Source organism: Streptomyces sp. NPDC086835 (assembly GCF_044745705.1).
Classification (GTDB): Bacteria; Actinomycetota; Actinomycetes; order Streptomycetales; family Streptomycetaceae; genus Streptomyces.
In genome coordinates, this window is sequence record NZ_JBIVAU010000026.1 from 1 (window position 1) to 19,722 (window position 19,722).

Annotated in this window: 17 protein-coding genes; 14 read left to right on the forward strand and 3 right to left on the reverse strand. The window is 72.6% G+C overall.

Annotation, left to right across the window (positions count from 1 at the left end; genetic code table 11):
- The first annotated feature begins 515 nt into the window (after window positions 1-515).
- Window positions 516-1,229 carry a helix-turn-helix domain-containing protein gene (locus ACIPJI_RS36260; RefSeq protein ID WP_402251223.1) on the forward strand — a complete coding sequence of 238 codons (714 nt, stop codon included), beginning with the start codon at window positions 516-518 and terminating at the stop codon, window positions 1,227-1,229.
- On the opposite strand, the gene ACIPJI_RS36265 is transcribed toward ACIPJI_RS36260, so the two are convergent.
- Window positions 1,169-1,561 carry a VOC family protein gene (locus tag ACIPJI_RS36265; protein ID WP_402251225.1) on the reverse strand — a complete coding sequence of 131 codons (393 nt, stop codon included), beginning with the start codon at window positions 1,559-1,561 and terminating at the stop codon, window positions 1,169-1,171. The genes ACIPJI_RS36260 and ACIPJI_RS36265 overlap by 61 nt on opposite strands.
- Window positions 1,562-1,671: 110 nt before the next feature.
- Here ACIPJI_RS36265 and ACIPJI_RS36270 point away from each other — a divergent pair, with 110 nt between their 5' ends.
- The 11 genes from ACIPJI_RS36270 (at window position 1,672) to ACIPJI_RS36320 (ending at window position 15,389) form a co-directional block, all read left to right on the forward strand.
- Window positions 1,672-2,373, forward strand: coding sequence for a response regulator transcription factor (locus ACIPJI_RS36270; RefSeq protein ID WP_402251227.1), 702 nt, complete (start codon window positions 1,672-1,674; stop codon window positions 2,371-2,373).
- Window positions 2,374-2,378: 5 nt separating this feature from the next.
- Window positions 2,379-3,494: a sensor histidine kinase gene (locus ACIPJI_RS36275; RefSeq protein ID WP_402251228.1), complete on the forward strand. Its 1,116-nt coding sequence runs from the start codon at window positions 2,379-2,381 to the stop codon at window positions 3,492-3,494.
- A 130-nt stretch (window positions 3,495-3,624) separates the two neighbouring features.
- Entirely contained in the window at window positions 3,625-4,494 is an 870-nt protein-coding gene (locus ACIPJI_RS36280) for an ABC transporter substrate-binding protein (RefSeq protein WP_402251230.1), read from the forward strand.
- A 232-nt stretch (window positions 4,495-4,726) separates the two neighbouring features.
- Window positions 4,727-5,776, forward strand: a complete 1,050-nt coding sequence (locus tag ACIPJI_RS36285) for an NADP-dependent oxidoreductase (protein ID WP_307708998.1) — start codon at window positions 4,727-4,729, stop codon at window positions 5,774-5,776.
- On the forward strand, window positions 5,773-6,825 hold the full coding sequence (locus ACIPJI_RS36290) for an alcohol dehydrogenase catalytic domain-containing protein (RefSeq protein ID WP_402251232.1): 1,053 nt from the start codon (window positions 5,773-5,775) through the stop codon (window positions 6,823-6,825). Before ACIPJI_RS36285 ends, ACIPJI_RS36290 begins: the two co-directional genes overlap by 4 nt.
- A 189-nt stretch (window positions 6,826-7,014) precedes the next feature.
- Window positions 7,015-8,001 (forward strand): hypothetical protein, encoded by a 987-nt coding sequence (locus tag ACIPJI_RS36295; protein WP_402251234.1) that lies wholly within the window; start codon window positions 7,015-7,017, stop codon window positions 7,999-8,001.
- A 107-nt stretch (window positions 8,002-8,108) separates the two neighbouring features.
- Window positions 8,109-10,028, forward strand: a complete 1,920-nt coding sequence (locus ACIPJI_RS36300) for an NAD-binding protein (RefSeq protein ID WP_402251242.1) — start codon at window positions 8,109-8,111, stop codon at window positions 10,026-10,028.
- A gap of 663 nt (window positions 10,029-10,691) precedes the next feature.
- Window positions 10,692-11,177 carry a cation:proton antiporter regulatory subunit gene (locus tag ACIPJI_RS36305; RefSeq protein ID WP_159685232.1) on the forward strand — a complete coding sequence of 162 codons (486 nt, stop codon included), beginning with the start codon at window positions 10,692-10,694 and terminating at the stop codon, window positions 11,175-11,177.
- A 6-nt stretch (window positions 11,178-11,183) separates the two neighbouring features.
- Window positions 11,184-12,401 carry a cation:proton antiporter gene (locus ACIPJI_RS36310; protein WP_402251236.1) on the forward strand — a complete coding sequence of 406 codons (1,218 nt, stop codon included), beginning with the start codon at window positions 11,184-11,186 and terminating at the stop codon, window positions 12,399-12,401.
- A gap of 928 nt (window positions 12,402-13,329) precedes the next feature.
- Entirely contained in the window at window positions 13,330-14,604 is a 1,275-nt protein-coding gene (locus ACIPJI_RS36315; protein ID WP_356625527.1) for a VWA domain-containing protein, read from the forward strand.
- Entirely contained in the window at window positions 14,604-15,389 is a 786-nt protein-coding gene (locus ACIPJI_RS36320) for a hypothetical protein (RefSeq protein WP_356625524.1), read from the forward strand. The genes ACIPJI_RS36315 and ACIPJI_RS36320 overlap by 1 nt, the downstream gene beginning before the upstream one ends.
- 43 nt (window positions 15,390-15,432) lie before the next feature.
- Here ACIPJI_RS36320 and ACIPJI_RS36325 read toward each other — a convergent pair whose 3' ends face one another.
- Complete coding sequence (locus ACIPJI_RS36325; protein WP_356625522.1) at window positions 15,433-15,870, reverse strand: subtilase-type protease inhibitor; 438 nt, start codon at window positions 15,868-15,870, stop codon at window positions 15,433-15,435.
- Window positions 15,871-16,203: 333 nt separating this feature from the next.
- On the opposite strand from ACIPJI_RS36325, the gene ACIPJI_RS36330 reads away from it, so the two are divergent.
- Entirely contained in the window at window positions 16,204-17,238 is a 1,035-nt protein-coding gene (locus ACIPJI_RS36330) for a PHP domain-containing protein (RefSeq protein ID WP_402251238.1), read from the forward strand.
- Here ACIPJI_RS36330 and ACIPJI_RS36335 read toward each other — a convergent pair whose 3' ends face one another.
- On the reverse strand, window positions 17,239-17,859 hold the full coding sequence (locus ACIPJI_RS36335; protein ID WP_402251240.1) for a LysE family transporter: 621 nt from the start codon (window positions 17,857-17,859) through the stop codon (window positions 17,239-17,241).
- 415 nt (window positions 17,860-18,274) lie between these two features.
- On the opposite strand from ACIPJI_RS36335, the gene rsgA reads away from it, so the two are divergent.
- The gene (gene rsgA, locus ACIPJI_RS36340; RefSeq protein WP_307709007.1) at window positions 18,275-19,393 is read left to right on the forward strand and encodes a ribosome small subunit-dependent GTPase A; all 1,119 of its coding nucleotides are present in this window, start codon (window positions 18,275-18,277) and stop codon (window positions 19,391-19,393) included.
- Window positions 19,394-19,722: the final 329 nt, after the last annotated feature.

Sequence of the window (19,722 nt, forward strand, 5' to 3'; positions counted from 1 at the left end):
AATGGCTGTCCTCACCGCGCTTCGCGCGAGTTGCGACGCTTTACTTCCGGACACCCCCCTCCTCCGACCCCGCCCCCCTCCCGCCGGACAGGCTCTTTCGGCACGTGGTCGCGCAGGGTTCATGCCCTCGGCCTGCTGCGGCCGGTGGTCGCTCCATGCGGGGTGGAGGTCCGGCCCTGGGGCGGTGGCCGCTCGGGCCGGACCGCGAACGGGCCCCGCGGCCCGGGCCGGTCCCCGTACCGGGCCGAGGGCGGGCCCCTCAGCCCAAGCCGGTGTCCGTACCGGGCCGAGGGCGGGGCCCTCGGCTTGGGCCGGTGCCCCGTACCGGGCTGCTGGGGCCTTCGCGGCGCGAAGCTGCCGCTCCGGGGGTGTGGGGGCGTCAGCCCCCACCAAATCCTTCCCCCTCCCAGGGGGACCGGGGGCGTCAGCGCCCCCACGGGGTCCGGGGCTTGCCCCGGTTTCGGGAAGGGGCGGGGTGGGGGAGACGCGCCCCGCAGGGGCATAGCCTCGGAGGCATGTACGCGGAGCGCGTCTCGGTCGTCGCCGGGGCCGTCGTGTGGACGCGGAGCGCCGGTCCCGGGGCCGGCCCCGTGCTGCCCGACGGCTGTATGGATCTGCTGTGGTCGCAGGGGCGGCTGTTCGTCGCCGGGCCCGACACGCACGCGCACACCCCCGCTGCGGGCGGGTCCTGGGCGGGAGTGCGGTTCGCGCCAGGGAGCGCGCCCGCCGTGCTGGGGGTGCCCGCGCACGAGCTGCGGGACCGGCGGGTGGAGCTCGCGGACCTGTGGGGCGACGCGGACGCGCGCAGGCTCGCCGAGCGGATCGGCGAGGCCCCCGACGAGGCGGCGGAGCTGGAGGCGATCGCCCTGGAGCGGTCCGTGCCGCCGGACCCGCTGCTCGGGGCCGTCGTACGGCACCTGGACGCCGGCGGCACGGTCGCCGCCGCGGCCGACGCGGCCGGGCTCGGCGCCCGGCAGTTGTACCGGCGGTCGCTGGACGCCTTCGGCTACGGCCCCAAGACGCTGGCCCGCATCCTGCGGCTGCAGCGCGCCCTGGCGCTGGTGCGCGGTGGCGTCCCGTACGGGGACGCCGCGCACCGCGCCGGCTGCGCCGACCAGGCGCACCTCGCCCGGGAGATGCGCGCGCTGGCCGGGATCACGCTGGGCGCCTACGAAGCGCTGGCGAAGAGCGAGACGCCGAGCCCGTCGGGGTCGAGGACGACCGCGTAACGCTGGCCCCAGACGGCGTCCCAGGGCTTGAGGTGGCCCCGGTAGCCGGCCGCGACGAGTTCGTCGTACAGGGCGTCGACCTCGGCGGGGCTGTCGCAGAGGAACGCCGGGGCCATGCGTTCGCCGCCGGTGGGGCGGGTCCAGTCGGGGTCGAAGGAGCGGACCGTCTCCTCGGTGTCCCACATCAGGCGCAGCCCCCCGGGCAGTGCGGCCTCCGCGTGCGGGGCGGAGTCCGCCTCCGCGGGGATGTCGAGACCGAGGCGGCGGTAGAAGGCGAGTGAGGTGGCCATGTCGCTGACGACCAGGCCGATCGCGTCGAATCGTGGAGTCATGCCCACCAACGTAGGGCGGAGCGGGTCGGTGGTCTTGAACGAATCGGACGTCACGGTTTCGTAAGGCGGCCCGCCCGGGGGGACGTCCCCCGGGCGAGGACACTGGCTGTATGCAGAGCATTCTGGTCGTGGACGACGACCCGACGGTCGCGGAGGTCGTCACCGGTTACCTGGAGCGCGCGGGTTTCGCCGTGGACCGTGCCGCCGACGGGCCGCAGGCGCTGCGGCTCGCGGCCGGGCGGCGACCCGACCTGGTCGTGCTGGACCTGATGCTGCCGGGCATGGACGGCCTGGAAGTCTGCCGCCGACTGCGGGCCGGTGAACAGGCGCCCGTACCGGTGATCATGCTCACGGCGCGCGGTGACGAGGACGACCGCATCCTCGGCCTCGAAGTGGGCGCGGACGACTACGTGACCAAGCCGTTCAGCCCGCGGGAGCTGGTCCTGCGGGTGGAGTCGGTGCTGCGCAGGGGAGGCGGGGGAGACGGGGAGCGGCGCGCCGGGCCGGAGCTGGCCGCGGCGGGCATCGTGCTGGACCCGGGCGCCCGGCGCGCGACGAAGGACGGGCGTGAACTGGCGCTCACACTCAGGGAGTTCGATCTGCTGGCCCATCTGATGCGGCACCCGGGCAAGGCGATCGGTCGTGAGCGGCTGATGCAGGACGTGTGGGGCTGGGAGTTCGGCGACCTGTCGACCGTGACCGTCCATGTGCGCCGCCTGCGCGGCAAGATCGAGGACGACCCGGGCCGGCCGAAGCTGATCCAGACGGTATGGGGAGTCGGATACCGCTTCGACTCACCGGAAGAGGGCTGATCACCGTGCGGGACATGCTGCTCATCGCGTTCTACGCCCTGATGGGTGCCGCCGCGGCCGGGATCGTCGGCGCCCTCGTGCTGCGGGTGCTGCGGCACCGTTCCGTCGCGGTGTCGCTGACCGTGGTCGCGGCGGTGACCGTCACCGCCATGCTGGCGGGCACCCTCGCGGTCGCGCAGGCGATGTTCCTGTCGCCGCACGACCTGACCGTGGTCACCATGGTCGTGGCGATGGCGGCCGTGGTCTCCCTGGCGACGGCCCTGCTGCTCGGCAGGTGGGTCGTCGCACGCAGCCGTGAACTGGCCCTCGCGGCCCGCTCGTTCGGGGACGGCGGTTCCTTCGCCGCGCCCGGCGTCCCCTCCACTGCCGAACTGGAGGCGCTCAGCAGGGAACTGGCGGCCACCAGCGACCGGCTCGCCGAGTCCCGGGAACGCGAACGCGCCCTCGAGACGTCCCGGCGTGAGCTCGTCGCCTGGATCTCCCACGATCTGCGCACCCCGCTCGCCGGTCTGCGTGCCATGTCGGAGGCGCTGGAGGACGGCGTCGTCCAGGACCCCGACCGCTACTTCCGCCAGATCCGCACCGAGGTCGACCGGCTCAACTCGATGGTCGGCGATCTCTTCGAGCTGTCCCGCATCCACGCGGGCGCGCTCGCGCTGACCCCGACCCGTATGTCGCTCTACGACCTGGTCGGGGAGGCTCTCGCGGGCGCCGACCCGCTGGCCCGTGAGCACGGGGTGCGTCTGGTCGGTGACGGCGTCGAGCCGGTGCCGGTCGAGGTGGACGGAAAGGAGATGACCCGTGTGCTGGCCAATCTGCTGGTGAACGCCATCCGCCGGACCCCTGCCGACGGCACGGTCGCCGTCGCCGCGGAACGCCGCGAGGACTGGGTGGTCGTCTCCGTCACCGACGGCTGCGGCGGCATCCCCGAGGAGGATCTGCCCCGCGTGTTCGACACGGGCTGGCGAGGCTCCCAGGCCCGTACCCCGCCGGCCGGTGCGGGTCTTGGACTGGCCATCGTCCGCGGGATCGTCGAGGCGCACGCGGGCCACGCCGAGGTGAGCAACGTGAGCGGCGGCTGCCGCTTCGAGGTGTCCCTGCCCGCCGCCGCGCCGCGCTGAACGGCCACGGCCCCGGGGAGCCGAAACAGCGCCGCCCGTGAGGCGTGAGGCGGTGGGCGGTGGGGCAGTCAAACGTCGATGACCGGAGCGACACCACCGAACGACCGCTCGACGTGGGGGGCTTGGCCGCATGGCGCGACAATCGCACTGGGAATTCTTCGACGACCGCGGGCGGCTGGCTTCCGCACCGCGCACCCCTGCCCGGCCGGTCACCTACATACAGGCGGGCGCCGCGCTGTTCGACCACGGGCTGCTGCCGGCCGGCGTGTTCGGCTCCGCCCACGACGGCGCGGGCCCCGACCCGGCCAAGGCCGGCGACCTGCCGCTGACCGACGTGAGCTACCTCGGGTCGGGCCCGGCTGTCGACGCGGACGCCGTGCTGGCCACCGGTCCTGACCTCGTGGTGGCCGTGACGTACGGCTCCGACCAGATCTACGGCCTGGATCCGGACACGGCCAAGTACCTGGAGGAACGCGTCCCGGTCGTCGTGCTCGACGTCGGCCAGGGGCGTTCGTTCGACGAGGTGCGTGAGCGGTTCGGCGCTCTGGCGCTCTCCCTCGGCGCGGCGCCCGATCCGTCGGCCGCGGCCGGACTCGAGGCGGCGCGGGCGCGGCTGGGCGCCGCCGCTGCCGAAGCGGCCGGGGTGCGGGTCCTGGCGCTGTCGCCGGCGGGGCAGGACAGCGTCCATCTCGCCAGGCCCGCTGCCTGGTCCGATCTACGGGCCCTGTCGGCGTGCGGCGTCGGCCTGGCCGAGCCGGAACCGGGCGCCGGGGTCAACTGGTCCACCACCGACTGGGCCGCCGCCGCCCGGCTGGAACCGGACGTGGTCCTGGTGGACGTGCGGGCCAACGCCTTCCCCGTCGAGCGCTTGCGGGGGGTGGCGCACTGGGACGAACTCAGGGCCCGGGCGCGGCTCCTGCCGTGGAACCCGGAGATCCCGCCCAGCGCGCCGGCGCACACACGTTTCTTCGACGCGGTCGCCGAAGTCCTCGGGGCATAGCGGCCCAGATGGCCGGCGGGAGGCGCCGCCCTGCCCTCGGCGGCCGGGTGGCGTCGGCTGCGGCGTACGTCGCACCGGGCGGCTCTTGCCCCCGGCGGGGCGGGGCCGTACGCTCACGGCGACGTACCGACTAGCCGGTATGCCCCGGTGGTGCGTCGGTACGCGGCGACGAACAGCCTGCCGGCTGTGCCCGCCGGCCCGATCCACCGCCGAAACGCAGGAGCAGCCGGAGATGACCACAACCAACCGCCAGGTGCGCCTGGCCGCACGTCCCGCGGGCGAGCCGCGCGACACCGACTGGCAGCACGTCGAGGAGCCCGTCGGTGAGCCGGCCGACGGGGAGTTCCTCGTGCAGGTCCTGTACCTGTCGATCGACCCGGCGATGCGCGGCTGGATGAACGCCGGCCGGTCCTACATCCGCCCGGTGGAGATCGGCGAGGTGATGCGCGCCGGCGCGGTGGGCCGGGTGACCGCCTCACGGCACCCCGGCTTCGCGGTCGGCGACCATGTGTCCGGCACGTTCGGCGTGCAGGAGTTCTGCCTCTCCGACGGGCGTGGCGTCACCAAGGTCGACCCGGCCGCGGCGCCTCTGCCGACCTATCTCGGCACGCTCGGCATGTCGGGCCTGACGGCCTACTTCGGCCTCATCGACATCGGACGTCCCGAGCCGGGCCAGACCGTCGTGGTCTCCGGTGCGGCCGGAGCCGTCGGCAGCATCGTCGGCCAGATCGCCAAGATCCTGGGCTGCCGGGTCATCGGCATAGCCGGCGGTGAGCGCAAATGCCGCCTGGTGGTCGACGAGTTCGGGTTCGACGCCGCGATCGACTACCAGAGCGAGGACGTCCGCAAGGCGCTTGGCGAGCACGCCCCCGACGGCGTCGACGTGTACTTCGACAACGTCGGCGGCGACATCCTGGACGCCGTACTGCTCCGGCTGGCGCGCGGGGCCCGCGTCGTCATCTGCGGTGCGGTCTCCCAGTACAACAGCACCCGGCCGCAAGGCCCCGCCAACTACATGTCGCTGCTGGTCAACCGCGCCTCCATGACGGGCATGGTGGTGTTCGACTACGCCGACCGCTACGCGGAGGGCGTCGCGCAGCTCGCGAAGTGGCGGGCGGAGGGCCGGCTCACGTCGCTGGAGGACGTGGTGCCCGGAGGGGTCGCGGCGTTCCCGGAGACCCTGATGCGGCTGTTCCGCGGTGCGAACCACGGAAAGCTGGTTCTCGAGGTCGCGGGTGGGCAAGGTACAGGCACAGCCATAGGGGAGGGTGGGAGCCGGTGAAGGCACTGACTTACCAAGGTCGTCATGACATCCGCTACGAGGAGGTCCCCGACCCGGTCGTGGCGAGCCCCACGGACGCGGTCGTCAAGGTCACCGCGGCCGGAATCTGCGGCAGCGACCTGCACATCTACGGCGGCAGCCCGTTCAGCCCCGAGGTGGGCTACACCCCGGGGCACGAGTGCGTCGGCGTGGTCGTCGAGACCGGTGACCAGGTCACCCGCTTCAGGCCCGGTGACCGGGTCATGCTTCCCGCGTCGGTCGGCTGCACCCTGTGCCCGACCTGCGCGGCCGGCTACACCGCCCGGTGCGAGCGCGCCAAGAGCATGACCGACCTCTGCTACGGGGTGAGCCCGCAGCTCCCGGGCAGCCAGGCCGAGGCCCTCGCGGTGCCCTACGCCGACATCAACCTGGTGCGCCTGCCGGAGGACATCTCCGACGAGGCCGCCGTGGTCCTCACCGACAACGCGCCCACGGCCTGGTACGGCTGCCGCCGCGCCCGCGTCAGCCCCGGCGAGACGGTGCTCGTCATCGGCCTCGGACCGGTCGGGCTCATGGCCGCCCAGTCGGCCTTCGCCATGGGTGCCGCGCGGGTGCTGGGAGTGGACCTGGTCGCGGAGCGCCGTACCTTCGCCGCCACGATGGGCGTCGAGCCGGTCGAGGGCGAGGACGCCCGGGCGGCCGTGCGCGACATGACCGGGGGGCGCGGACCGGACGCCGTGGTGGAGGCCGTGGGCTCGGACGCCACCATCGAGCTCGCCCTCAAGACCGTGCGGCAGGCCGGACGGGTCAGTGTCGTCGGGGTCAGCCAGAACGAGGCCTTCCCCTTCCACATGGGGCTGGCCCAGGTCAAGGAGCTGGAGTTCGCCATCGGCCTGTGCTCGGTCCACTACGAGCTGCCGGTCCTGATGTCCCTCACCCAGGCCGGCCGGATCACCCCGGAGGCCGTGGTCTCGCACCGCTTCGGGCTCTCCGAGGGCCCCGCGGCGTACGAACTGTTCAGCAGCCGCGCCGACGGAGTCCACAAGATCCTTCTCGATCCGTCCCGTTGATCCTTCCCGGCGCCGCCGCGTCAGCCGTCCACGGCCCGCGGCGGCGTCGCTGTCCACGGAACGACGTCCGGTAAAGAGGCGCCCGCCGGTCCAGGCGGGCGCCTTTCTCTGGTCCACTAGATACCCCCCATGGGTATCTGTTAATGTGGGTCTCATACCCCTGCTGGGTATTCGTCCCGAGGAGACGTCATGAAGACCCCCATGAAGATCACCGCTTTCGCCGCCGCGCTCGCCGCCTCCTTCGGAGCCGCCTACGGAGTGGGCAACGTGGTCGCGCCCGTCAACACGGCACCCGCGCCCGCCGCGCATTCGGAGCACCCGGCGACCGGACGGGCCTCAGAGGAACCGGGCGGCCACGGCCCCTCCACGGCCGGTGGACTTCAGATCTCCGAGGGTGGCTACACCCTCGACCTCGACACCCCGCGCGTCCCCGCCGGGCGGAACAGTGAACTGCGCTTCACCGTCCGCGACGACGACGGCCGGCCCGTCACCGCGTACCAGCGCGAACACGACAAGGAACTCCACCTGATCCTCGCCTCGCGCGACCTCGGCACCTACCGCCATCTGCACCCCACCAGGGCCGCGGACGGCACCTGGAGCATCGCCGCCGACCTGCCGAAGGCGGGGGACTATCGACTCTTCGCCGACTTCACCCCGGCCGCAGAGGACGCGAAGAACCTCACCCTCGGCGCGGACCTCGCCGTCTCCGGCGCCTACCGGCCCGCCCCGCTGCCCGCCGCCGCCAAGGTGGCCGAGGTCGACGGCTACACGGTCACCCTCGACGGCGCGCTGCACCCCGCGAAGGCCGGCGAGCTGAAGCTGAGCGTCTCCCGCGACGGACGCCCCGTCACCGACCTCGAGCCGTACCTCGGGGCTTACGGACACCTGGTGGCGCTGCGCTCCGGCGACCTCGCCTACCTCCACGTCCACCCCGGCGGCGAGCCCGGTGACGGCACGACCCGCCCCGGACCCGAAGTGACCTTCACCGCCACGGCCCCGAGTCCCGGCGCGTACCGGCTGTTCCTCGACTTCAAGCACGAAGGCGAGGTCCGCACCGCCGCGTTCACCGTCGTCACGGCGGACGCCTCCGGCGAGGGGACCGGCACGCAGAAGAACACGCCGGGGAACTCGGAGGAGAGCCATGACGGGAGCGGGGACGGGCACTCGCACGAGTAGGCCCGAGGACCCCGCGGCGCAACCGGCCGGTGGAGCAGGGCAGTCTATGAGGTGTGTCCTCCTCCTCACTCCCTCATCAGGCGCAACACCCCACCGCCCAGGGCCACATGATCGTCTGCGGGGACGACGCCCTCGCCCACCGGCTGGCCGGCGAACTCCGCGAGGTGTACGGCGAACGGGTCACCCTCGTCGTACCGGCCGCCCAGGCTTCCAGGAGCCCTGAACTGCCCCTTTCCGGGCGGGTCAGGGCCTCCGCGCTGTTCGGCCGGATGTCCGCAGCCATGACCAGGGCCGTCGGCACCACCCCCACCGCTCCCGGTGACACCCCGCCGCCCGATCTGCCCAGGGTCCTCGAGACCCTGGAGCTCGACGAGGACGTACTCCTCGAAGCCGGCGTCGGCCGGGCCGCCGCGCTGGCCCTGGTCCACGACGACGACGAGACGAACATCCGGGCCGCCCTCGCCGCACGCAGACTCAACCCCCAACTGCGCCTGGTGATCCGGCTCTACAACCGCAAACTCGGCCAGCACCTCGCCGAACTCCTCGACCAGGCCTCCGCGCTCTCCCTCCCCGGCCTCACCGGTCAGGCACTCGACGCCTCGACCACCGTGCTCTCCGACGCGGACACCGCGGCCCCCGCGCTGGCCGCGACCGCCGTCGCCGGCACCAGCAAGATCGTCCAGGCGGACGGGCTGCTGCTGCGGGCCGTCGAGCGCACCCCGCCCGCCCGCGGCGAGGTCGCCGACCCCGGCCTGTGCACGCTCGCGCTGCTGTCGTCCACCACCAACGACCCCGCGGGCTCGGAGGGTTCCGACCGGAGCGGACAGGAAGGACCGCGCCTGCTGCCCGACGACCGGAGCGTCGCCGAGGCCACCGGACGCGGCACCGTCGTGCTCGAAGCCATCTCCCATCGGGCGGGGGGCGGCGAACCGGGTCCCCTCGCCGGCCGGAGCGTCCCCCTCGGCCGGCTGTTCTCCCGGCGGCTGCGCTGGTCGCTGGCCGGGCTCGGCGCCGCCGTCGTCGCCCTGGCCGTCGCCTCGTGGATCACCACCGGCGACGATCCGCTGCATGCCACGTACCTCGTCCTGCTGGACCTGTTCGCCATGGGCGACCCCGCGGCCGGCGCCGACGCCGACCGGCAGATCCTGCAACTCCTCACCGGGTTCGCCGGCTTGATGCTGCTGCCGCTGACCGTCGCGGCGGCACTGGAGGCCCTCGGTACCTTCCGCACCGCATCCGCCCTGCGCCGCCCGCCGCGCGGCCTGTCCGGACACGTCGTCCTGCTGGGGCTGGGAAAGATCGGCACCCGGGTGCTGATGCGCCTGCGTGAACTGGGCATCCCCGTCGTCTGCGTCGAGGAGGACCCCGAGGCCCGCGGCATCGCCCTCGTCCGCCGGCTGCGGGTGCCCACCGTGATGGGCGACGTGACCGAGGAAGGCGTCCTGGAGGCCGCCAAGATCCACCGGGCGCACGCGCTGCTCGCCCTCACCAGCGTCGACACCACGAACCTCGAGGCGGCGCTCTACGCCCGCTCCGCCAAACCCGACCTCCGCGTGGCGCTGCGCATCTACGACGACGACTTCGCGACCGCCGTCTACCGCAGTCTGCGCGCGGCGTACCCCAACGCCCTGACCCGCAGCCGCAGCGTCTCCACGCTCGCCGCTCCCGCGTTCGCCGTCGCCATGATGGGGCGCCAGATCCTCGGCGCCGTGCCGGTGGAACGCAAGGTGCTGCTCTTCGCCGCCGTCGATGTGGCCGGACACCCCCAACTGGAAGGACGCACCGTCGCGGAGGCGTTCAGGCCCGGGGCCTGGCGGATCGTCGCCCTCGACGCGACGGACCCCGGCGAACGGCAGCCCGACCTGGCGAACGCCCGCCACGACCAGGAAGGCAACGCGACCGGGCTGGTGTGGGACCTTCATCCCGGCTACGTGCTGCAGGCCCAGGACCGGGTCGTCGTCGCCGCGACGCGGCGGGGTGCGGCCGAACTCCTGGGGCGGCGGCGGCAGTTGTACTCAGGCGGGTAGAGATGCGACTTGTGTGGGGGTTGCTGGTCGATTCCGCCTGATTGTCCTGCGGTAGAATTCTTTACCTAGTCATTGCAATGCTCCTGGAGCGGCGCAATGCGCGTCAGTGGCAGGAGGGTTTGCCGGTGCCATGCGGTGCCGGCCGGGCGGAGGGGTACGAGATGGCGCACGCGCACATCAGCCGTGCCCGCCGTCTTTATGGTTCGCCGTGTTTTGAGGGTTCGCCGCGTCTTGGCGGCTCGCCGCGCCGTGGTGGAGCGGCGTGTCTTGGTGGCCGGCCGCGTGTCGGCGGCTTCGCGCCTCGTGGTGCTTCGCCGCGCCTCGGTGGTGCGCGCCCCGGCGTCGCGCTCCCCGGCGGCGTCGCGCGCGGCGCCCGGACCGTGCGTGTCGACGCGCGGGCGCGGGACGGTGTTCCCGATCCCGCCGAAGGCCGCCGTCGCCCGGCCGCACCGGCGGCCGTCAGCGACCGACAGCCGGGCGCCACCCGGCCTGCCCGACTCACCTGACCGACCCTCCGACCCGATCCACGGCCGGTCGGCGCCGGTGTGCGGCGGTCGAGTCGGAAGCCTCTTCCGGTGGCCGCTGCGACGTCCCGCGGCGCGACCGGAGCAGACAGCGCAGCCGCCCGCACATCGTCCGACGACCGCCCGTACGGAGCCCTTCATGGAACCCACCGCACACGTCAGCAAAACACCCCTGCCCGGAGTCGGCACGAGGTACGACCTCAAGACCGACGCCGGCGCGCACCTGTCCGTCGTCGTGCACCAGGACGGCCGCCGCATCCTCGCCTTCCACGATCCCGAGGACGACGACAACTGCAAGGACGCCGCCGCGCTCGCACCGCACGAAGCGACCGCGCTGTCCAAATTGCTCATCCCCGACCCCGTCGCCCACCTGCACCAGCACATCGAGATCGACCTCGTCACCGAGCACATCCCGGTCACGAAACGCTCCCCGTACGCCGGCCGGCTGCTCGCCGACACCCAGGCGCGCACCCGCACAGGAGCGTCCATCGTCGCCGTACTGCGTCGCACCGCGGCGTTCCCCTCGCCCACGCCCGACTTCCGCTTCGCCATCGGCGACACGCTCGTCGTCGTCGGAACCCGCGAAGGCGTCGACGCCGTTGCCGAACTGATCACCGGAGGATAGCCACCCGTGCACGACACCACCGCGCTGCTCATCGAACTCGGGTCGATCATCCTCGCCCTGGGCCTGCTCGGCCGGCTCGCCGGACGCATCGGGTTCTCACCCATCCCGCTCTACCTGCTCGCCGGACTCGCCTTCGGCCACGGCGGGCTGCTGCCCATGAACGCCAGCGAGGAGTTCATCGCCACGGGCGCCGAGATAGGCGTCATCCTTCTGCTGCTGCTCCTCGGCCTCGAGTACAGCGCCTCCGAGCTCGTCACCAACCTCAAGACCCAGTACCCCTCCGGCATCGTCGACTTCGTCCTCAACGCCCTCCCCGGCGCGGTCGCCGCACTGATCCTCGGCTGGGGACCGGTGGCCGCCGTCGCGCTCGCCGGCGTCACCTGGATCTCGTCGTCCGGCGTGATCGCCAAGGTCCTCGGCGACCTCGGCAGGCTCGGCAACCGAGAAACGCCCGTCATCCTCGGCGTCCTCGTCATCGAGGACCTCGCGATGGCCGTCTACCTGCCGCTGCTGACCGCCCTGCTCGCCGGCCTCAGCCTCGCCGGCGGCAGCCTCACCCTGCTCATCTCGCTCGGCACCGTCAGCATCGTCCTCTACGTCGCACTGCGCCACGGCCGGCTCATCAGCCGGGCCGTCTCCTCCGACAACCCCGAGATGCTGCTGCTGGTCGTCCTCGGCCTGACGCTCTTCGTCGCCGGCATCGCCCAGGAACTCCAGGTCTCCGCCGCCGTCGGCGCGTTCCTCGTCGGCATCGCGCTCTCCGGCGAGGTCGCCGAAGGCGCGCACAACCTTCTCGCGCCCCTGCGGGACCTGTTCGCCGCGGTCTTCTTCGTCTTCTTCGGGCTGTCGACCGACCCGGCGGACATTCCGCCGGTCCTCGTCCCCGCGCTGATCCTGGCCGTCGTCACCGCGCTGACGAAGATCGCCACCGGCTGGTACGCGGCCCGTCGCGCGGGCATCGGGCCGCGCGGGCGGCTGCGTGCGGGTGGCACGCTCGTCGCCCGAGGTGAGTTCTCCATCGTCATCGCCGGCCTCGCGGTCGGGGTCGAGCCCCGGATCGGGCCGCTGGCCACGGCGTACGTCCTGATCCTTGTGATCATCGGGCCGCTGACGGCGCGGTGGACGGAGCCGCTCGGGCGCCGCTTCTTGCGTACGCCGGCGCCGGCGCCGAAGGAGCAGGCCGCCCCCCTGGAAACGGCCGACACGGCGTCGACCCCGACCTGACCGTTTCCCGGCCCGGGCCCGGGGCGCGGCGCTCTCCGGCGTGACCCGGTCCGGCCCTCGTCGGTCCGGTCGGGGGGCGTGTCGTCCCTGCGGGGCCGCCCGATCGGGGGAGCGTTGCGCCCCTGCGGGGCGGGGGCCGGTCCGGGGGCGTTGCGGCCCTGCGGGGCGGGACCCGGTCGTGGTGCGTGCGCCCCTGTGGGGCGTGGCCCGGCCGGGGTGATGCGCCCCTGCGGACGTGGCCGGTCCGGGGGCCCCTGGCGGGGCGTGGCTCGGCCCGGTGGTGTTGTACCCCTGTGGGGCGTGGCTGCGCCGGTTGTGGGTGCGGGTGTCGGGGCCTCCGGAGGGGGTGTCCGGAATGGCTGTCCTCACCGCGCTTCGCGCGAGTTGCGACGCTTTACTTCCGGACACCCCCCTCCTCCGACCCCGCCCCCCTCCCGCCGGAGGGGCTTGTTCCGGCCCGTGGTCGCGCAGGGTTCGTGCCCTCGGCCTGCTGCGGCCGGTGGTCGCTCCATGCGGGGTGGAGGTCCGGCCCTGGGGCGGTGGCCGCTCGGGCCGGGCCGCGAACGGGCCCCTCGGCTTGGGCCGGTGTCCGTACCGGGCCGAGGGCGGGCCCCTCAGCCCAAGCCGGTGTCCCTACCGGGCTGTTGTGGCCTGTCGCGGCGCGAAGCTGCCGCTCCGGGGGTGTGGGGGCGTCAGCCCCCACCAAATCCTTCCCCCTCCCAGGGGGACCGGGGGCGTCAGCGCCCCCACGGGGTCCGGGACTTGCCCCGGTTTCGGGAAGGGGCGGGGTGGGGAAAGGCTCCGCGCAGCGGCCACAGGCGCCGGCGGAGGCCGGTGGAGCGTCGCGAAACGTCCCGCCGACAGGGGGCGGAGTACGACAACGGCGTCCCGTTTTGGTTCCTTTGGAGATCGTCAATACGATCCGCTGATGATCATAAGAAGACGGCCCGCGGCCCGGACCTGCGTCCTCCTCGCAGTCCTGGTCGCCGGGCTGTTCCCGACAGGGATCGCCGCTGCCGACGAACCGGTGGCGAAGGAATCCCCCAAGGTCGAGCTCGTACTCGATGTCAGCGGATCGATGCGCACGCGCGACATCGACGGCAAGAGCCGTATGGCCGCCGCGAAGCAGGCGTTCAACGAGGTGCTGGACGCCGTCCCGGAAGAGGTGCGGCTCGGTATCCGCACCCTCGGCGCCGACTATCCCGGTGACGACCGCAAGCGTGGCTGCAAGGACACCCGGCAGCTCTACCCCGTGGGGCCGCTCGACCGGACGGAGGCGAAGACCGCCGTCGCCACCCTCGCGCCCACCGGATGGACACCGATCGGCCCGGCGCTGCTGGGTGCGGCGGAGGATCTGGAAGGCGGTGACGCGACCCGAAGGATCGTGCTCATCACCGATGGCGAGGACACCTGCGCACCGCTCGATCCGTGCGAGGTCGCGCGGGAGATCGCGGCCAAGGGCATCCACCTGGTGATCGACACCCTCGGCCTGGTGCCCGACGCCAAGACCCGCGCCCAGCTCAGCTGTATCGCGGAGGCCACCGGCGGTACGTACACCTCGGTCCAGCACACCGACGAACTCTCCGACCGTGTGAGCCAGTTGGTCGACCGGGCCGCCGACCCGGTGGTGACGCCCGTCGCCACGCAGGGCGCCGGGCAGTGCCGCGACGCGCCGCAGCTCGAGCCGGGTCTGTACACGGACCGGGAGAAGTTCGGCGAGCACCGCTGGTACCGGGTGGACGTACTGCCCGGCCAGGAGCTGCGAGCCTCCGTGAGCGTCGGTGCCGACCGCGCGGTGAACAAGGACTACGGGGTGCTGCTGCGCGCCGTCACGGTCCACGGCCGTGAGATCGTCCGCGGCTCCGAGGCCGGCGACGGCCGTACCGATCTGATCTCGACCGGTCTTCGCTACCCGAAGCCGGAGCTCGAGGACGCCGACGGCGTCAAGCCCGCCGCGGAGACCGTGTGCCTCCAGGTGAGCAACTCGTTCTCCGCGCCGCCCGCCGTCAAGACCGAGCCCGGACTGCCCGTGGAACTCACCGTGGACGTGGTCGACGCACCTGAAGCGGCCTCCGACGTGGCCGCGTTCGGCCTCGGGCGCGGCTGGTGGCTGCTGGGTGTCCTGGTGCTGGTCGGCTTCGTGGCCGGTCTGCTCTGGGGCTGGGTCTCGCGCTGGCGTATCGCCGTCTGGAGGACCAACTGATGCGTATCGCACGCATACTGACGGTCGGCGCGCTGACCGCGGCCGCGCTGTTCGGCCCGGCGGCCGCCGCCCTGGCGGACAGCCCGTCGCCCGGCCCTGACGGTGACGACCGGGCTCCCACGGAGGCCGGTACCACCTTCCGTACGGCCACCCCGATCGAGCAGGACCAGAAGGCCACGGCGAACGCGTCGAGCGGCGACTACCTGTACTGGGTGTTTCCGGCCGACGCGGAGCAGCGGCCCACCGTCAAGGCGCGGGTCACGTTGCCCGAGTCGGCCGAGCGGCACGGCGCCTCGACGTGGCGGATCGACGTCTACGACGGGCTGCGCCGCCGCCAGGCCTGCATGTACGGCATGCAGGCCCGGACGGCTGCCGTCGATGCCACGTCGGTGGAGCTGTCGTGCACGCTGCGGACCGTCCGGTCGCTGGCCGAGCCGTGGGCCGACGACCCGCTGCCCGGCAGCTACTACGTACGCCTGACCGTGACCGGTCTCCCGGAGGAGGACCTCGGCCTCCCCGTCGCCGCGGAGGTCGAGGCGGTGTCCAAGGACGCGGGCGGGGCGTACGCGGTCGACGGTGCGCTCGCCGAGCCGCTGGTGCCGGGCGTCTCCGCCGACGAACGGCGCAACGAGGAAGAGGCGGCCCTGGACTGGTCGTCCGGCCGGTGGTCCGACCGCTGGATCTGGACCGGCGCCGGCGGTCTGCTCGCGGCGCTCGCCGGCGTCGGCGGTTACGTGCTCACCCGGGGCGCCGGCCGCCCCTCGCGGATGCCGCCGGGCGTGTGAGCCCCTGGGCGGCCACGGCTTTTGCCGTGGCCGCCCGGCCGCCTCAGAAGTCGAAGAGCACGCCGCTGACGCTGCTCCGTATGCACGAATTGCCGAAGGTGTGGGCGTAGTCGACGCGCGTGCCGTTCCACACGCCCTCCACGGTCACCGTCACCGGATCCCACTGCTTGGTGCAGGCGACGCTCGGGTCCTGTGTGGTGATGGCGTCGAAGGAGCCCTCGGCGGCGCGGAGTTCCGCGCAGGCGGCCTTCGTGGCGGGGTGGGTGCCGGTCGCCGTGGGTGTGCAGCTGAGCGTCACCGCGCGCAGCACCGTCCCGGCCGTCGCGTCGTCCCCTGTCGTGACGGTCAGCACGAGGGCCGACGGCGGGTACAGCCTTTCCGGCCCGGGCTGCGCCGTGTTCGCGCTGCCCACGGCGGGCGCCGCGACGAGAGCCAGCGTGGTGGTGGCTGCGAGCGCGAGGCCTCTGGCGATGTACCGCATTTCGAACACTCCCTGGGGTCGTTGTTTCGGAAATCGGACGGGAGTCTTACTCACCGCGGTGAAGAACGCTTGGCACTGTGCACGGTTTCGGTCACGTCCGGTGATGCTGTGAGGGCAGGCGGTGACCGGGTGAGGGAGGCTGACCAGCGGTTCAGTAGCTCGCTGAATCGGCCGAAGAAAGACGTTCCAGGTGGTTGATCAATTGAATATAAGGTCAGCGAATTCTTGAACCGTTGATTGAAAGGTATGACGGTGTTCAGGCCTGTGTCGCTCCGCGTTGGACGAGCGGCCGGCATCGGGGTTCACTGAGCTGAGGACCCCAGGGAGGTGACGATGGAACCGGTCGAGGCCCTGAACCGGGTGGCCTTCCTCCTGGAGCGCTCACTCGCGGAGACCTACCGCGTACGCGCCTTCCGTACCGCCGCCGCGGCCCTCGCCGAACTCGACGCACAGGAGATCGCCGACCATGCCAAGGCCGGAACACTCGTCAAGATCAAGGGAATCGGCCCCAAGACCGCCCGCGTGATCGAGGAAGCCCTCGCCGGCGGAACCCCCGCCTATCTCCAGCGACTCGAGGACGAGGCAGGCGCGCCGCTCGCCGATGGCGGCAGCGCCCTGCGCGCCGCACTGCGCGGCGACTGCCATCTGCACTCCGACTGGTCGGACGGCGGCAGTCCCATCGACGAGATGGGCCGTGCGGCGGCCGCGCTCGGCCACGAGTGGGCCGTCCTCACCGATCACTCGCCCACCCTCACCGTCGCAGGAGGACTCACCGCGGAACGGCTGCGCGCCCAACTCGACGTCGTGGCCGAACTCAACAAGGAGTGGGCGCCCTTCAGGCTCCTCACCGGCATCGAGTGCGACATCCTCCCCGACGGCAGCCTCGACCAGGATCCCGAACTGCTGGACCGCCTCGACCTCGTCGTCGCGTCCGTCCACTCCAAACTCCGCATGGACTCCGCCGCGATGACCCGGCGGATGGTCCGCGCCGTCGAGAACCCGCTCACCGACGTTCTCGGCCACTGCACCGGACGACTCGTCACCGGCGGCCGTGGCACCCGGCCCGAGTCGCAGTTCGACGCGGACGAGGTGTTCGGTGCCTGCGCCGAGCACGGCACCGCTCTGGAGATCAACAGCCGTCCCGAACGGCGCGATCCGCCGCGCCGGCTGCTGCGCCGCGCCGTCGAGGCGGGCGTCCTCTTCGCCGTCGACACCGACGCCCACGCGCCCGGACAACTCGACTGGCAGATCATCGGCTGCGCCCGGGCGGAGGAGTGCGGGGTGCCGGCGGAGCGGGTGGTCAACACCTGGACGGCGGACGAGGTCCTCGAGTGGACCCGGACCGGACGCCCACCCACCGCAGGCTGATCAGCCGCTGAGCATCAAGCGGACGGCCAGGAAGATGATCACTCCGTTGCCGATCAGCGCTGTGCCAAGACGGCCCCTGTCGCTGGTGAGAACCCGGCCGACCAGCGCCCCGCCCACGGCGATCAGCACCTGCCAGCTCGCCGAAGCGGCGAACGCGGCGACGACGAACAGCAAGCCGCCCATCGCAGGCCAGTCGTCGTTGCGGAGCGCCAACACCAGCGTGGAGAAATAGACGATGGTCAGCGGGTTCAGAACAGTGAGCCCCAGAAACTGCAAGTAGACGTTGAGCGGCCGCTTTTCCTCGACCCGCTGTACCGACCCGGCATCAAGGGACCGGCGGACGGCGTCCGCCAGTCCCTTCGCCGCGAGGGCGAGCAGCACGACCGCAGCCGTCCACCGCATGGGCTGCGCCACGGGCTGGAGCAGCCCGGCCAGCGCGGCACCCGTCAACGCGGCGATCAGTGCGTACAGACCGTCGGCCGTCGCCGTCCCCATCGCGCCCGCGAGACCCGTACGCAACGACGTCTGCGCGGAAAGCGTGACGATCATGACGGTGACGGCGCCGACCGGCATCGCGATTCCGAAACCGGCCAGCGCGCCGGAGATCAAGACGTCATCCACAACTTCCCCCGTGATGGGCGCACTCCGACTGCGCCGATCCAACTGCCGGGCCGAACGGCCGGTCAAGGCGATTTCCCACCCGCGCGACGAGGTCGACGACCCCGGAGGCCGGGACCGCCGGACGCCAGGAACGGCACAGCAAGACGGGTGGAATTAATCCCTGGCGCCCCGCCCCGGGGCGCCGCTATCGTTCTGCTCGTTCCGGGCCGCGGCAGCAAGCCGTGCCCGGCGGAACAGTGTTGGTTCGTCGAGAAGACGAGCAGGAGGTGAGGACATTGATGACTGTCACGGTGGCGGGCGCTGCCCGCGTTCAGAGGTTCATCATCGTTTCCACCCCTGTGGCCTCCGGCTGACACCCACTCGACGTCCGCGCGCGGAGCGCGCGCTGCCGGGGCCGCCCTTCGAAGGGTTCCCCTTGTCCCACACGCAGTCCTTCACGTCTTCCACCACCTCTGCCGCCCAGGACACGCTCGCCCCGTACGGGTGGGACCCGGCCTGGGAAGCCGAGTTCGCACCGTACGCCGCCCAAGGCCTGCTGCCCGGCCGCGTCGTACGCGTCGACCGCGGCCAGTGCGACCTGGTCACGCCGCGCGGTGTGCTGCGCGGCGACACCGAATTCGTCACCCCCCGCGACCCGATGCGGGTCGTCTGCACCGGCGACTGGGTGGCCGTCGACGCCGACGGCGACCCCCGGTTCGTACGGACCCTCCTGCCGCGGCGCACCGCCATCGTGCGGTCGACGTCGTCCAAGCGGTCGGAAGGCCAGGTGCTCGCCACCAACATCGACCACATCGTCATCTGCGTCTCGCTCGCGGTCGAACTCGACCTCGGCCGGATCGAACGCTTCCTCGCCCTGGCGTGGGAAAGCGGGGCGCAGCCGCTGATCGCCCTCACCAAGGCCGACCTCGTGCCCGACGTCACCGGGCTGTCCTACCTCGTGCAGGACGTCGAGACCACCGCGCCCGGTGTCCAGGTCATCCCCGTCAGCTCCGCCACCGGCGAGGGCGTCGAGGTCCTCACCGCCATCGTGTCCGGCGGCACCAGCGTGCTGCTCGGCGTCTCCGGAGCCGGTAAATCCACCCTCGCCAACGCGCTCCTCGGTGAGGACGTCATGGACGTCCAGGCCACCCGAGACGTCGACGGCAAAGGCCGGCACACCACCACCACCCGCAACCTGCTCCTCATGCCCGACGGCGGAGTCCTCATCGACACGCCAGGGCTGCGGGGCGTGGGGCTCTGGGACGCCGAAGCCGGCGTGCACCAGGTGTTCTCCGAGATCGAGGAATTCGCCGCGCAGTGCCGCTTCCACGACTGCGCCCACGAGGCGGAGCCCGGCTGCGCCGTGCTCGGCGCGATCGAGGACGGCACGCTGCCGGAACGGCGGCTCGACAGCTACCGCAAGCTGATCCGGGAGAACCAGCGGATCGTGGCCAAGACGGACGCGAGGCTGCGGGCGGAGATCCGGCGCGACTGGAAGATGAAGGGTGCGCAGGGTCGGGCGGCGATGGAGGCCAAACGGGGGCGCGTCCGCTGAGCCGGGCGCGGCCCGGTCCCTGGGGGTGGCGCTTTCGGGCCCGGCCCGGTCCCGGTGACGTTGTGCCCCTGCGGGGCGGGGGCCAGTCCGGGGGCGTTGCGGCCCTGCGGGGCGGGACCCGGTCGTGGTGCGTGCGCCCCTGTGGGGCGTGGCCCGGTCCGGTGGCGTTGTGCCCCTGCGGTGTGGGCCTGGTCCTGGTGCGTGTCGCCCCTGGGGGGCGTGGTTGCGCCGGTGGTGGGTGCGGGGGGCGGGGCCTCCGGAGGGGGGTGTCCGGAATGGCTGTCCTCACCGCGCTTCGCGCGAGTTGCGACGCTTTACTTCCGGACACC